The following is a 13,487-nucleotide window of genomic DNA, read 5'->3' on the forward strand; positions in this document are numbered from 1 at the left end:
TGCGTCCATGGGGAAGCAGCAGGACGTCGGCGGGCCCGACCGTCAGAGCGGGTCAGGCACCACCAACCATCCTGCGACCGGTGGCAGCGCGGACGCGCAGCTCGCCCTCGCGCAGGACCCTGCCACGCCACAGATGACCCTCATCGACCTGGCGGCCGACCCGTCGGCAGTGGTTCGAAAGGCGGTCGCGTCCCGGACCGACGCACCCGCGCAGGCGCTGCGGTCGCTGACCCGGGACCCTGATCGTCAGGTCCGGGAGGCCGTGGCGAGAAATTCTTCGACCTCGGTCGGCAATCTCCTGCGTCTCGTCAAGGACGCCGACCGGTGGGTCCGCTGGGCGGTCGCCGGCAACCCGGCCTGCGACGAGTCGGTTCGACAGGTGATGGCGGAGGCGCCCGACAAGGAGCTACGCGGTCTCCTCGCCGAGACGCGGGGTTTGGAGCCGGAGCTGGCCGCCCGGCTGATCGACGACGTCTCACCCGAGGTACGGGAACGACTCGCCACCCACACCCACGACCCCGACGTGATCACCGCCCTGATGGCCGACCGCACCGCCCGCGTCCGCAAGGGGGTCGCCCGCAACCCGCGGACCACCGCCGCGCAGCGCAGCGTGCTCGCCCAGGACCCGGTGGTCGACGTCCGCGCCGCGCTGGTTCGCGCGGTCGAGCTGGACGAGGCGGATCTGGAACGCCTGGTCGACGACCGTTCGGTGCAGGTCCGACTGGCGATGGCGAAGTCCGAGATCATCCCGTCGCGGATCCGAAAGGCCCTCGAGCGGGATCCCGACGAGACGGTGGCCAGCGCGGCGAGAAGTTTCCGCCCGGGAGCTGGCAACTCCCCGGTGGTACGGGCGCCACGCGTCGGTCAGCGGCGCTCCGGGACCGGCCCCGGTCGACCGGGCGGCGCCACACGCTGAGGCCGGCGCCATCGGGGCCGGGACCCGTTCAGGGCGGGTGGACACCAGGGGACGAAGATCCGCGTAAGCCTCAGCCGGGCGCGCGGCGGCTTACCGGGTCCACGGGCTCGACGGGCGCGCGGCGTCGGCGCAGCAGCGCGACGCCGGCGGTGAGGACGAGCAGTACGAGGGCCGCCGCGTGGCGGTGACGGGCGTGGTGGCTGGACGGGCGGGCATGACCCGAGGCTAGCCCGGGGACCTGGCCGGACACCCTTACCGCCCGCTTACGGCACGCGAACCCGACACTGACCGGGAGGCACGGGGCGACGGGCGCCTCCGGGCCGACCAGGGCTGTTAACCTCCGGGGTCCATCACGGGGGAGGTAACACGATGGTTGGTCCGACGGAATCGCCGACCCAGGATCTCGGCGTGCTGTTCCCAGCGCCGCCATCCCGGCGCGGCGGGCGTCGCCTGCCGTGGGCGCTGGGTGGCCTGCTGATCCTGCTGCTGCTCCTCGGCGGCGGGCTGTATGCCGTCGCGCCGCTGCGCGACCCGCTGCCCGCCCCGACGGTCGAGCTGACCGTACCGGCGTCGATGACCATCCCCGGTACGGCGCCGCGACTGCCCTGGCCGCGTACGGGTCAGGCGATGATCTCGGTCGGCGGGCTCGGAAACCTCGGCGCTTTCGGCGGGTCGAAGCCGGTGCCGATCGCGAGCGTGACGAAGGTGATGACGGCCTACGTCATCCTCACCGAGCACCCTCTCGCCGTCGGCGAGCAGGGGCCGAAGCTGACGGTCAGCGCCGAGCAGGCGGCCGCGTACCCGGCGGAGAAGGCACGCGGCGAGTCGCTCGTCGAGGTGCGGGCCGGGGAGGTCATCACCGAACGGCAGGCGCTGCAGGCGGTGCTATTGCCCTCGGCGAACAACATGGCGCGCATCCTCGCGGCCTGGGACTCCGGCAGCGTCGCCGCCTTCGTCGAGAAGATGAACGCCGTCGCGGACGATCTCGGCATGTCCGACACCGACTACACCGATCCGTCCGGCCTCGACCCGGAGACCGTGAGTACGGCGCGGGACCAGGTGATCCTGGCGAGCAGGGCGATGGCGTTGCCGGCGTTCGCCGAGATCGTCAAGCAGAAGCAGGCGACCATACCGGTGGCCGGCACGGTGCAGAACTACAACGAGCTGGTCGGTCGCAACGGGGTGGTCGGGATCAAGACCGGCTCCACCGACGAGGCCGGCGGCTGCCTGGTCTTCGCGGCGGTGGTCACCGTGGGCGGCCGGAAGCTCAGCGTCGTCGGCGCCGTCCTGGGCCAGCCTGGCGCCAACACCCCGGTCCAGCTGGACCGGGTCTTCGCGGTGACCCGGTCGTTGCTGCGCTCGACAGCGGCCGCGCTCGCGGTCCACACGCTCGTCGAGGCCGGCGAGCAGGTCGCCACCGTGCGCGGCCCGCTCGACACCGGCAGCACCATCCACGCCACCGAAAAGGTCGAGGTGGTCGGCTGGCCGGGCCTGCGGGTACGGCTCGACGCGCAGATCCCCGCGGTGTCGTCGCGGATCGCCGCCGGCGCCGAACACGGCCAGCTCACCGTCGCGGCTGGCGACGGCGAGTTGGTCGCCACGGCGCTACGCACCGGGGCGGCGATGGAACCGCCGACCACCTGGGAACGCATCCGCCGCCACCGCTGACCGTCGGACGGGGCCAGTGCCCCCGTGCGGTGCGCTCTGCACGTCTGCCGTCCAGCCATCGCTCGCCGTGGCGGATGGCGGTGCACGCGGCGCATGGGTAGATGCAGTCGGCCGTGCCGCCCGCCGACCGGACGTGTGGGCGGTTCCGGCGGACGCGACGGGCGTGCCGAGGCTGCTGGTGCCCGGCGCCGGTGAGCTGACGGTGGTCCGCGGTCAGGTGTCGTCGCTGGACGGGGTCACCGGAAGGAGGGTTTGGGTAGGTCCGGGACGGCGAGCCGGTCGGCCCGCTCGCGCAGGTGCCGGGCGATCTGGTCGCTGGCCAGGGTGAAGCCGGCCGTGAAATCGGCGTCGAGGGAGATGCCGGTTGCGGCAACATGTTGGTCGGCCTGCTGGCGTAGCTCGCGGGCGAGCGTGTTGCGCCAGCGGATCACCTCCTCGGTCAGGTGCGCCCGTTGAACCGCCAGCCGGCGCTGCGTCGCGGTCAGTTGCTCCTCCATCCGTTCGAGCCGGTCCAGGGTCTCATCGAGACGGTCGAGCTCCGGCAGGTCAGCCAGGATCGCCCGCCCGATGGCGGTCGAGTCCACGCTCGGGCCGCCGGGGTGCAACGGCTCGATGGCGCTGGTCACCCGCGCCGTCCACTGCTCGTGCCGGGCGTCCCGCTGGTGGGGGAGTGCCGCCACGGCGTCGCGTAGGGCTGCCAGCACCGGGGTGGGCGAATCGGCCGGGTCTGCGGACGGAGCAGCCGTGGCCAGGACGCCGCGGCGGGGGTTGCGCTCCGGCGTCCCCTCGAGCTCCCTCGCCCGATGCGCCATTTGCTTGACGAACCCGGCGTACGCGGCCCGGTAGCCGACCTGGTGTTCACCCTCGCCGGTCACCGGTGCGTGACCGACCCGCTCCGCCTCGAGCCGGAGGGCGTCGGCGATGGTGGTGTCCGGATCGCCGATCCCCAACGCCGGGCCGTGCAGCACCAAGTCGCGCAGCGTGCCGAGCAGGCTCTCGGCGTGCTGGCAGCGCTGCCGGGCGTTCGCCATCAGGTCCAGCTCCGGCACGGCGCGCCAGACCGCCGAGGCCGCGGCGGTCGTGTCGTCCGGCACCGGCGCGTGCCGCCGGACTATCTCGCCGATCGCCTGCACCGGTTCGGGTGTGTGGGTGGACCTCGCCAACGCCAATCGCCGCAGCAGGGCCAGCACCTCGGCCTGGTGCTCCGACCCGGCCGACGACAGGTCCCCGGTCAGGTCCCGCAGGTTGGGCGGCCAGGGGGCCGGCAGTACGCCCCGGGGTGGCCGGCGCAGCGGGTGACGCGATCCGCGCCGAAATCGATTCCACCAACCCATCGATCCAGCTTCGCACCCGACGATGATCATGCGCAATGTGTCCGGTACGCCCTCTTCGGGCGATTCGGGGGCCAAGTTGCCCGGGCGGCGACCTTCTCCGCCGGTCCAGGGTGCCCTCCACCGAGGTCACTCGCCAGCCAACCTCATGGTCTGTGGGGCGGCTCCCGGCTGCCGGTCGGACGGTGCCTGGTCGAGTGCGTGGGCGCGGACGCCGCGCGTCAGCAGGTAGCCGATCATCCAGAACTCGCCGACCGTCGCCGGTAGGACGAGAACGTCGGCGACAGCGTGCGCATCAGGGGCGAGGTATCCGATGAATGCGCTGAGCAGGTATCCGATGCCACCGCCGACGAGGATGAAGCCGAGCGGGCGGGGCATCCAGTTCGAGCGGAGCACGCAGGTGCCCATGGGAATGAGCCACAGGCCGAAGAACAGCCCTCCGACGCCCCACAGGTTTCCGCTGGTCAGGTAGAGGAGTTGGATGCTGGCCGCCGCGTCGCCGATGGGGTCGAGCGCGATGTCGAGCGCCGTGGCGAGCAGCGCCGCGCTGACGAGGATCACGACGGCGTTGATGAGGCCGAACGCGGCGATGGCGCTGGCGGCACGCGCGTCCGCGGTGCGGAACAGCCGGTAGAACCAGGCGGCGGCGAGGGCCTGGGTGACGACGATGAGCAGTTCTGCGGCGACGCCGGCCCGGGCGAGTGACTGGTGCTGGACCAGATTGGCGAGCGTCGGACCGGGGTCGTCGGCCGCGAAGAGGCGCGGCCGGATGAGCAGAAAGCCGAGTGCGCCGGTGATGGCGAGGCCGAGGTAGAGCAGCCCGGTTGTGCGGGCCGTGCGGATCAGCGCGGGCATTGTGGCTCCTTGGGGAGGCCGTACCGGCTCGTGAGGTGGTCGCGATCCAACCAGCTCCCTTACAACGTAAGGCAACCATACGATGTAAGGTGCTGGCAAGATTTGGGGGACAGGTGGCAGCAAAGACATCTCGACAGCCGCTCAGCCGTGAGCGCGTACTCGCGGCGGCGGTCGCCCTGGCGGACGTGGAGGGGATCCAGGCCCTGACGATGCGCCGCCTCGCAGGCGACCTCGGCGTCGAGGCCATGTCGCTCTACCACCACCTGCCCGCCAAGGAGGCACTCCTCGACGGCGTCGTGGACACCGTGATCGCGGAGATCGACGCCGCGGTTGGCCGCCTCTTCGCGAACGGTGACGGCGAAGACTGGCGTACGCGGCTGCGCGGGCAGTTCCTCGCGGCGCGTCAGATCATGGTGCGGCACCCGTGGATGCCAGGGCTGCTGGGCTCGCGCCGCGCCATTCCCGCCGGCCTGTACACGTACTACGACGGAATCGTCGGGACTCTTCTCAACGCCGGGTTCTCGCACCACCTCGCGCACCGCGCGGTGCACGCGTTCGGCAGCCTGCCGCTCGGGTTCGCGCAGGAGGTCTTCAGCCCGGCGGCGGGCGCGAGCATGGAGGCCGACGTGGCGGCAGCGGACCTGGCCGCGATGGCCGAGGCTCTGCCGCACCTGACAGCCATGGTGGCGACCGAGATGCACGACGGCAGCGACCCCACGCTCGGCTGGTGTGACAGCCAGCTCGAATTCGAGTTCACCCTCGACCTGCTCCTGGACGGGCTCGAACGCCTCCGCGGCCTGGGCCCGTCCAGGAGCTGATTCACGACAGACCCCCCGTGGCGAACCTGTCCGGGCAATGTCGGGCACCTATGCAACGATCGGTGGGCGTCCCGCCACACCTCGTACCCCTTTGGAGAGCACGATGTCCCTCGCCCCGGCTCGGGTCTTCGCCGCGCTCAACGCTGTGCAGCCCCCCGACCAGGCGTCCCCGGTGATGGGCAAGGCCGTCGTGCTCGGCGGCAGCATCGCCGGCCTCCTGGCCGCCCGGGTGTTGTCCGACTACGCGGAGAGCGTCGTCATCATCGACCGGGACGACCTGGAGGTGACGGGCGAGCGGCCCGGCGTGCCACAGGGGACGCAGCTGCACGCGCTGCTGCCCGGTGGCTTCCTCCAGTTCGAGCGGCTGTTCCCGGGATTTCGCGAACGGGCCCTGGCCCAGGGAGCGATCGAGGCTCCACCCCCGGCGAGGCGCAACTACCTCGACGGCCGCCTCAAGGTGATCGTCCCCGATGATGCCGACAGCCTGGCGGGCAGCCGGCCTCTCCTGGAGGGGCTGATCCGCGAGCAGGTGCTGCGACTGCCGAACGTCAAGACGGTCACCGCCCGCGCCACGGGTCTCGTGTTCGACGGTGCGGTGACCACCGGTGTCCGCTACGACGTCGGCGGGGTTCCCGGCGTCGAGAGCGCTGACCTCGTGGTGGACGCCATGGGGCGTTCGAGCAGGCTCTCCGACTGGCTGGAGCAGGCCGGTTGGGACCGACCCGCCACACGGCGGATGACCGTGCACCTGAACTACGCGACCGCCCTGTTCCGACGTCCCGAGGCGACCCCGGCTTCGACGGTCGTGCTGGCCCTGCACACCCCGAGGATGTCGTTGGACGTGGCCGGTGCCGCCTTCTTCGCGGTCGAAGACGGTCGGTGGATGGCCATGATGGCCGGTTACGGGGACAACCGCCCGGGGCGTACCGCGGAGGACTTCGTCCGTCGGCTGCGGGAGCAGTTCCCACCGGAGTTCGGCGCGGTTGCCGGAAACGAGATGCTGGGCGACGTCCAGACCTACCACCATTCCGACAGTCGCCGGCGGGACTTCCACGCGCTGAAGCGTTTCCCGGCGGGGCTGGTCAGCGTCGGTGACGCCGTCGCGTCGTTCAACCCGGTCTACGGGCAGGGAATGACCGCGGCGGCCCTGCACGCGGCCTGCCTCTCGATGTACCTGCGGTCAGGCCCGGACCTGAACGCGCCCGCGCGCCGGTACCTCGCCCTGCAGAAGGTCGTGGTCGACGCCGCCTGGTCGACGTCGACCTCCGCCGACCTGGCGTTGCCGCACGTCGACGGGCCCTACCCGCGTGGCTACAAGTTCTCCAGTTGGGCCAGCCGGCAGATCATCACGGCGACCGTCACGGACGTGGCGACCGCGCGACGGTTCAACGAGGTCGTCTCCATGCGGGAGCACCCGCTCTCGCTGGCCACACCCCGTGTGATTCTGGGCGCCCTGCGCGCCAACCGGCGGGCGCGCTGATCGGTCCGCCCGAGGTGTGCCCCGGGTGCCAGAAGGTGTCGGCCCGGCGGTCTCGCGACGCGACCGCCGGGCCTGCCTCCGGTTACGGTGCCGCACGGGTCATACGGCCGCCGCGTGCGACTTATCGCTGGGTCTTGCGCAGGATGTCGACGACGAAGCGGTGGTCGTCCAGTTGCGGAAGGCCCGACACGCCGACCCAGCCGACCACGCCGGTGCCGCGTACGCGCAGGGGCACCGCGCCTCCGGCGGCCGCGTACCGGGAGGCCGGCAGGCCGTACCTCTCCGCCAACGTCACCTGCTTGTCCTGGCAGAGCCGGGCCATGTACAGCGACGAGTGCTCGAACCGCATTACCACGCGCCCCTTGCGGCGCAGCCACGCGTCGTTGTCCGCCGTCGAACCGGGCAGGCCGCAGTGGAACAGCTGGCGCCCGGCCCGCCATACACCCACCGCGATCGGGAGGCGCTGCTCGCTCGCGGCGGCAACGGCGAGCATTCCCAACTCGTACGCGTCCGTCTCCGACAGGCCCGCAAGCTCCAGCTCGCTCTCCTCGCGCAGCAGCTCGTCCAGCGTGGGCCACGGGTCCTGGTCAGATGGCATGCGTACCTTCTCCTTGTCGAGTGGCGGACCGAACCGGGCAGGGTCGACCGCGGGGTCGCCCTGGGTCAGGCCGCGTGGCGTACCTGGTGATTGTCGCAAACCCGCTGGTCCCGGGTCCGAGCCGGCAGCGGAGCGGACGACCCTGACCGACGTGTCGATCACCAGGCGCAGGGGGCGTAGTCCTTCAGGAAACAGCCGTACAGGTCCTCGCCCTGTTCGCCGCGGACGATCGGGTCGTACACCCGCACCGCACCGTCGACCAGGTCCAGCGGGGCGTGGAAGCCCTCGTCCGCCAGCCGCATCTTCGTCGGGTGGGGCCGCTCGTCGGTGATCCACCCGGTGTCGACGCTGGTCATCAGGATGCCGTCGGTCAACATCTCCTGGGCGCTGGTCCGGGTCAGCATGTTCAGCGCGGCCTTGGCCATGTTGGTGTGCGGGTGCCCGGGCCCCTTGTAGCCGCGACCGAACTGGCCCTCCATCGCCGACACGTTCACGACGTACTTGCGGCGGGCCTTCGCGGCGGCCATCGCCGGTCGCAGCCGGCTGACCAGTACGAAAGGCGCGGTCACGTTGCACAGCTGCACTTCGAGGAGCTCCACCGGGTCCACCTCGTGCACCCGCTGGACCCAGCTGTTGACCGAGTCGAGGTCCGGCACGAGGCCGCCCGCGTCGATGGCCGTGGACGCCGCGATCCGCTCCGGCGAGGCGGAGCCGCTGGTCAGCGCCAGCGCGGTCAGCGCGTGCGGGGTGAGCGCGGTCGACTGCGGCCCGGCGGTCAGGCTCCCCGCCGGGGTGCCCTGACCGCCCGGCTTGGCGAAGGTGATCAGCTCCGGCAGCGGCCCCTCCGGCAGGGCGGCGGCCTCCGCCGCGACGAGCTGCGAATACGCCCCGGGCGAGCGCCGGACGGTCTGCGCCGCGTTGTTGATCAGGATATCGAGTGGTCCCTGGCTGCTGACCGAGTCGGCGAGGGCGATCACCTGGGCGGGGTCGCGCAGGTCGATCCCGACGATCCGCAGCCGGTGCAGCCAGTCCGCGCTGTCCGGCATCGCCGCGAACCTGCGCACCGCGTCGTGCGGGAACCGCGTGGTCACGGTGGTGTGCGCGCCGTCACGCAGCAGCCGCAGCGCGATGTACATGCCGATCTTCGCCCGGCCGCCGGTGAGCAGCGCGCGCCGGCCGGTCAGGTCGGTGCGGGCGTCCCGGCGCTCCCGGTTGAGCGCCGCACAGGACGGGCAGAGCTGGTGGTAGAAGGCGTCCACCTCGCGGTAGCGCTGCTTGCAGACGTAGCAGCCGCGCGGGTTGTGCAGGACGCCGGCGGTGGCACCCGCGGTGGGCGAGGCGAGGGGAATGCCCTGCGTCTCGTCGTCGATCCGGCCGGGCGCGCCGGTGGCGGTGGCAGCCGTCACCGCGCGGTCGGCCGCCACGATGGCGTCGCGCCGCTCCTCACGTCGCCGCTGCTTGATCACCTTGTAGAGCTTCGCGGTGGCGCGCTGCACCCGCACCACGTCGGGGTGGTCGGACGGCAGAGCTTCCAACGCCTCGAAGACGCTGAGACAGGTCTCCAGCTGGCTCCGGTCAATCCCGGACTGACCGTTTTCCGTAACGTTGTCCACCGTCATGCGTCTTCGTCTCGTCCCGTTCCCTGCGCCGGATCCAGCCGGCCCGCCCCACGTCCGACCCGGAACTGTACGCACCGCACGGCCCCGGGTGCATCCCACGCGGCTGCCCAGCCCCAGCCCGGCGACGCGGACCGCGACAGCGGGGAACGGGTGGCCGCCGCTCAGGCCGGGTCGGCGCGGCCGAGTCGCCAGTAACCCATGAAGGCCACCGCCCGCCGGTCGAGACCCCGTTCGGCGACCAGGTGCCGGCGCAGGGCCCGGATGACGCCCGCCTCCCCGGCCAACCACGCGTACAGCGGAACCGGTGGCACGGTGTCGGGAACCTCCCAGAGGATCTCGGTGTCGACGTCCACGTCCGCGACGGGCTGGGCGGCCTCCGTCGCGTCGCCGCCCAGCAGTTCCCCCGCCGCGGCGGCGACCGCCGGCACCAGCCGGCTGCCGTGCGCGCCCGCGTGCCGGGCCAGCCAGCGGACCTCGACTCGCGGGGGAGCCACCAGCGGCAGCACGTCGTCGACGTCGGGCACCTCCAGCACGACCGTGCCGCGGGCATCGCGTGGAAGCCGTTCGCAGATGCCGCTGATGGCCGGCACGGCGGTCTCGTCCCCGGCCAGCAGCAGGTTCGCCGCCGATGAGGGGCGGAACTCGATCCCGCCGTGGTCACCGTCGTAGCCGGCGTCGGGCCCGAGGATGGCGATCTCGTCGCCGGCGCTCACCCGCCGGGCCCAGCGGGTCGCCGGGCCGCCGTCGCCGTGCAGCACCAGGTCGACGTCGACCTCGGCCAGGTGCGGCCGGACCGCCCGTACGGTGTAGGTGCGCACAGGATTGCGCAGGTGCTCGGGCAGGGCCCGCCACTTCGCGTACCAGTCCGGTCCCTCCGGCAGGTGCACCCCGCGACGGCCGGGCAGCGGCAGAGCCAGCTTGATCCGCTGGTCGTAACCGTTGTCGGCGAAGCGGTCGAGGTCCGGCCCGGTGAAGGTCACCCGGATGAAGGACGGGCTCAGCCGGCGTACCGCGCGGACCTCGACGGTGAACAGGCGCCACGGGGCGATGGGCATGGTCTCGGTCATGGTGCCTCTCTGGTGCTCGGGCCGGCCTGCTACCGGGGGTTGTTCGCCACGGCGCGGGAGCGCCACAGCAGCCAGACGAGGTACGGGGCGCCGATCATGGCGGTGACCAGGCCGGCGGGGATCTGGGCCGGAGCGATGAACGTCCGTCCGAGGGTGTCGGCGATGCTGACCAGCGCCGCGCCGAGCAGGGCCGCCACCGGAAGCACCCGGGAGTGCCGGCCGCCGACGAGCGCTCGGGCGGCGTGCGGGGCGACCAGGCCGACGAAGCCGATGACCCCGACGGCGCAGACCGCGGTGGAGGTGAGCAGCGCCGCCGCGCCGAGCGCGACCAGCCGGGTGCGCTCCAGCGGGACGCCCAGCACCCGGGGGGTGTCGTCGTCCAGCGTCATCAGGTCGAGTTCGCGTCGGGCGGCGACCACGGCCGGGGTGAGCACCAGCAGGGCGATCACCACCGGAAGGACCTGTGTGGATGTGCGGCCGTAGGTGGACCCGGACAGCCAGGTCAACGCCTTCCCGGTGTTCCAGGGGTCGAAGGCGACGATCAGGTAGGTGATCAGCGCGGTGCCGCCCTGCCAGGCGCCGAAGCCGATCAGCACCAGCCGGTCGGAGCTGAGCCCGCCGCCACGCCAGGCAAGGCCGTAGACCAGGGCGAACGCCAGCATCGCGGCGAGCCCGGCGACGCCGGAGACAGCCCACACGCCGGCCAGCGGCACGAAGGTGAGCAGCGCGACCGCGCCGAGTCCGGCGCCGGCGGTGATGCCGAGGATGCCGGGTTCGGCGAGCGGGTTGCGGCAGACCGCCTGCACGGTGGTGCCGGCGACCGCGAGCGCCGCGCCGGCCAGGACCGCCGCCGCGACGCGCGGCCACCGCTGGTCCAGCACGAAGGTGTACGCGGGCCCGGTGGTGCCGTCGACCCAGTTGACGAGGTCACCGAGGAGCACCCAGGTGTCGCCGGCGAGCATGCCGATCGTCACGGCGGCGACGGTGACCACGGCGGTGACGGCGACGACGGTGCGGTGGAAGGCCGGGGAGCGGATGGCCGCGTGCCCGCCGGGCGGGCGGCGGGTGGGGCCGGCGTCGCGGTGCCGGCGAGCCAACCAGATGAGGATCGCCGCGCCGAACAGGGTGGTCACTACGCCGGTGGGAACCTCCACCCCGGCCTGCCCACCCATGATGGCGCGCAGCAGCACGTCGGAGCCGAGCACGATGACGACCCCGGTGATGCCGGACAGCGGCAGCAGGATGCGGTGCCGGTGCACCCCGGGCACCACGGGGGCGAGCAGCCGGACGATCACCGGGGCGCACAGGCCGACGAAGCCGACCGGGCCGGTGAGGGTCACCGCCGCCGCGGACAACAGCACCGCCAGCACGGTGACGGTGAGTCGGGTACGCCGGACGTCGAGGCCCAACACGGTGGCGGTGTCGTCGCCGAGGGCGAGGATGTCGAGGCGGTGCCCGAGCAGCACCAGCACAATGACGGCGCCGACGATCACCGGGGTGAGCTGGGTCAGCGCGACCATGTCGCTCTGCACCAGCGAGCCGTTCCCCCAGGCGAACATACCGATGGCGGCCTGCTCGAACAGGAGCAGCAGCAGGGTGGTCATCGAGCTGAGCGCCAGCGCGGTCGCCGAGCCGGCGAGGATGAGTCGGGTGGTGCCGGCCTGTCCACCGGCGGACATCGCCATCACCAGAGCCGCGGCGGCCAGCCCTCCGCAGAAGGCGAGTGCGCCGGCGGGCAGGGCGGGCAGCGAGATGCCGAACGCGGCGACGGAGACGATCGCCAGGTGGGCGCCGGCGTTGACGGCCAGGGTGTCGGGGGAGGCGAGTGGGTTGCGGGCGATCGACTGCAACGCGGCTCCGGCGACACCGAGCGCGACGCCGATGGCCAGCCCGGCGAGCAGTCGGGGCAGCCGGGAGGCGACCAGGACACGAGCCGCCTCGTCGTCGACGCCGGCGGCGAGCCGCAGCAGGTCGAGGGCGCCGACGGTGGAGGTGCCCTGGGTGAGGTGCACTGCGGCGACAACGAGCAGCAGCAGGGTCGCGGCGAGCGAGACGGCGACGACGCGGGGCACGGCCAGCCGCCCGCCCGGAGCTGGCCGGGTGGCCGGCTCCGGGCGCGGGGGTGCGATCAGCACGCTCACACCGTGTAGGTCTTGACGAGCTGGTCGATGTACTGCTTGCCGGACAGCGGACCGCCGAAGGTCCAGACGCCGTCGGGCATCTTGTGCAGGTTGCCCCGCTGCACGAAGGGCAGCGACTTCCAGATGGCGTTGCCGGCGAGACCGTCAGCGAACACGTCGGCGCCGTCGGAGGCGTTGTAGAAGAGGTGCAGGTTCGGGTCCTTGAGGACGGTCATGCCTTCGACGTCGGTCTGGCCGAGGCCCCACACCTCGTCGGTCTTGCCGGTCCAGGCGTTGCTGAGGCCGAGCTGGATGCCGATCTGGGAGACGAGCGCACCCTGGCCGAACATCCGGATGCTGACGGTGCTGCCCTCCTTCCAGCCGTCGGCGATGGCGAACGGGCGGCCGGCGGCGCCCGCGTCGGCGATCTTCTTCCTGCCGTCGGCGATGGCCGCGTCGAAGTCGGCGAGCAGCTTCTCCGCCTCGGTGGTCCTGCCGACCGCCTTGGCGATCATGGTGAGGTCCGCGCGCATCCGCCCGAGGTTGTCCTTGGCGTCGCTGCCCCTGGCGACCACGACGGGGACGTACTTCTCGAGCTGGCTGACCAGGCTGGCGCTCCGCTCGTCCTCCAGCACCACCAGGTCGGGCTGGAGGGCGACGATCGAGTCGACGCTCGGCTCGCCGCGCGTGCCGACGTCCTTGACGCCCGGGTCGAGCTTGGCGGCGGTGACCCAGGTGCCGTAGCCCTTGGCGTCGGCCACGCCGACGGGCATGACGCCCAGGCTGACCAGCATCTCGACCTCACCCCACTCCAGGCCGACGACCTTGGTCGCCGGGGCCTTGAGGGTGACGTCCTTGCCGCGGCCGTCGGTGACGATGACCGGCCCGCCGGCCGTCGAGGCGGAGGCCTCGGGGGTCGCGGCGTTCTCGGTGGTGCCGCAGGCGCTGAGCGACAGCGCGGCCACCACGGCGATGAGGGCGGTGAAACGGGTACGGGTCATGACGATCTTTCTCT

Annotated in this window: 11 protein-coding genes; 4 read left to right on the forward strand and 7 right to left on the reverse strand. The window is 72.4% G+C overall.

The annotated features are described in order from the left end of the window. Positions 1-7: 7 nt before the first annotated feature. Entirely contained in the window at positions 8-916 is a 909-nt protein-coding gene (locus tag BUS84_RS04680; RefSeq protein WP_074309040.1) for a hypothetical protein, read from the forward strand. Positions 917-1,324: 408 nt separating this feature from the next. Continuing rightward, positions 1,325-2,584 (forward strand): D-alanyl-D-alanine carboxypeptidase family protein, encoded by a 1,260-nt coding sequence (locus BUS84_RS04685; protein WP_159450986.1) that lies wholly within the window; start codon positions 1,325-1,327, stop codon positions 2,582-2,584. Positions 2,585-2,820: 236 nt separating this feature from the next. Here the strand turns inward: BUS84_RS04685 and BUS84_RS04690 are convergent, their stop codons facing one another. Both BUS84_RS04690 and BUS84_RS04695 read right to left on the reverse strand, forming a co-directional pair. Further along, positions 2,821-3,918 carry a hypothetical protein gene (locus BUS84_RS04690; RefSeq protein ID WP_074309043.1) on the reverse strand — a complete coding sequence of 366 codons (1,098 nt, stop codon included), beginning with the start codon at positions 3,916-3,918 and terminating at the stop codon, positions 2,821-2,823. Between the two features lie 126 nt (positions 3,919-4,044). Beyond that, the gene (locus tag BUS84_RS04695; RefSeq protein ID WP_074309045.1) at positions 4,045-4,770 is read right to left on the reverse strand and encodes a DUF4386 domain-containing protein; all 726 of its coding nucleotides are present in this window, start codon (positions 4,768-4,770) and stop codon (positions 4,045-4,047) included. Between the two features lie 113 nt (positions 4,771-4,883). Here BUS84_RS04695 and BUS84_RS04700 point away from each other — a divergent pair, with 113 nt between their 5' ends. Next, complete coding sequence (locus BUS84_RS04700; RefSeq protein ID WP_074309047.1) at positions 4,884-5,588, forward strand: TetR/AcrR family transcriptional regulator; 705 nt, start codon at positions 4,884-4,886, stop codon at positions 5,586-5,588. 103 nt (positions 5,589-5,691) lie between these two features. Beyond that, positions 5,692-7,068, forward strand: a complete 1,377-nt coding sequence (locus tag BUS84_RS04705; RefSeq protein ID WP_084757424.1) for an FAD-dependent oxidoreductase — start codon at positions 5,692-5,694, stop codon at positions 7,066-7,068. Between the two features lie 121 nt (positions 7,069-7,189). Here the strand turns inward: BUS84_RS04705 and BUS84_RS04710 are convergent, their stop codons facing one another. From BUS84_RS04710 to BUS84_RS04730, 5 genes are all read right to left on the reverse strand, one after another. Further along, complete coding sequence (locus BUS84_RS04710; protein ID WP_074309049.1) at positions 7,190-7,666, reverse strand: heme-degrading domain-containing protein; 477 nt, start codon at positions 7,664-7,666, stop codon at positions 7,190-7,192. Positions 7,667-7,824: 158 nt separating this feature from the next. After that, complete coding sequence (locus tag BUS84_RS04715; protein ID WP_074309051.1) at positions 7,825-9,285, reverse strand: SDR family NAD(P)-dependent oxidoreductase; 1,461 nt, start codon at positions 9,283-9,285, stop codon at positions 7,825-7,827. Positions 9,286-9,446: 161 nt separating this feature from the next. After that, positions 9,447-10,352, reverse strand: a complete 906-nt coding sequence (locus BUS84_RS04720; protein WP_074309052.1) for a siderophore-interacting protein — start codon at positions 10,350-10,352, stop codon at positions 9,447-9,449. Positions 10,353-10,381: 29 nt separating this feature from the next. After that, positions 10,382-12,484 carry a Fe(3+)-hydroxamate ABC transporter permease FhuB gene (locus tag BUS84_RS04725; protein ID WP_074312083.1) on the reverse strand — a complete coding sequence of 701 codons (2,103 nt, stop codon included), beginning with the start codon at positions 12,482-12,484 and terminating at the stop codon, positions 10,382-10,384. Between the two features lie 5 nt (positions 12,485-12,489). After that, entirely contained in the window at positions 12,490-13,473 is a 984-nt protein-coding gene (locus BUS84_RS04730) for an ABC transporter substrate-binding protein (protein WP_074309054.1), read from the reverse strand. Positions 13,474-13,487: the final 14 nt, after the last annotated feature.

This window comes from Micromonospora cremea (genome assembly GCF_900143515.1).
GTDB classification, from domain to species: domain Bacteria; phylum Actinomycetota; class Actinomycetes; order Mycobacteriales; family Micromonosporaceae; genus Micromonospora; species Micromonospora cremea.

Excerpts from the sequence above, each read along its gene's own strand:
- BUS84_RS04695 (WP_074309045.1), bottom strand. The coding sequence starts at position 4,770 with ATGCCCGCGCTGATCCGCACGGCCCGCACAACCGGGCTGCTCTACCTC.
- BUS84_RS04730 (WP_074309054.1), bottom strand. The coding sequence starts at position 13,473 with ATGACCCGTACCCGTTTCACCGCCCTCATCGCCGTGGTGGCCGCGCTG.
- BUS84_RS04690 (WP_074309043.1), bottom strand. The coding sequence starts at position 3,918 with ATGGGTTGGTGGAATCGATTTCGGCGCGGATCGCGTCACCCGCTGCGC.
- BUS84_RS04710 (WP_074309049.1), bottom strand. The coding sequence starts at position 7,666 with ATGCCATCTGACCAGGACCCGTGGCCCACGCTGGACGAGCTGCTGCGC.
- BUS84_RS04705 (WP_084757424.1), top strand. The coding sequence starts at position 5,692 with ATGTCCCTCGCCCCGGCTCGGGTCTTCGCCGCGCTCAACGCTGTGCAG.
- BUS84_RS04720 (WP_074309052.1), bottom strand. The coding sequence starts at position 10,352 with ATGACCGAGACCATGCCCATCGCCCCGTGGCGCCTGTTCACCGTCGAG.
- BUS84_RS04715 (WP_074309051.1), bottom strand. The coding sequence starts at position 9,285 with ATGACGGTGGACAACGTTACGGAAAACGGTCAGTCCGGGATTGACCGG.
- BUS84_RS04680 (WP_074309040.1), top strand. The coding sequence starts at position 8 with ATGGGGAAGCAGCAGGACGTCGGCGGGCCCGACCGTCAGAGCGGGTCA.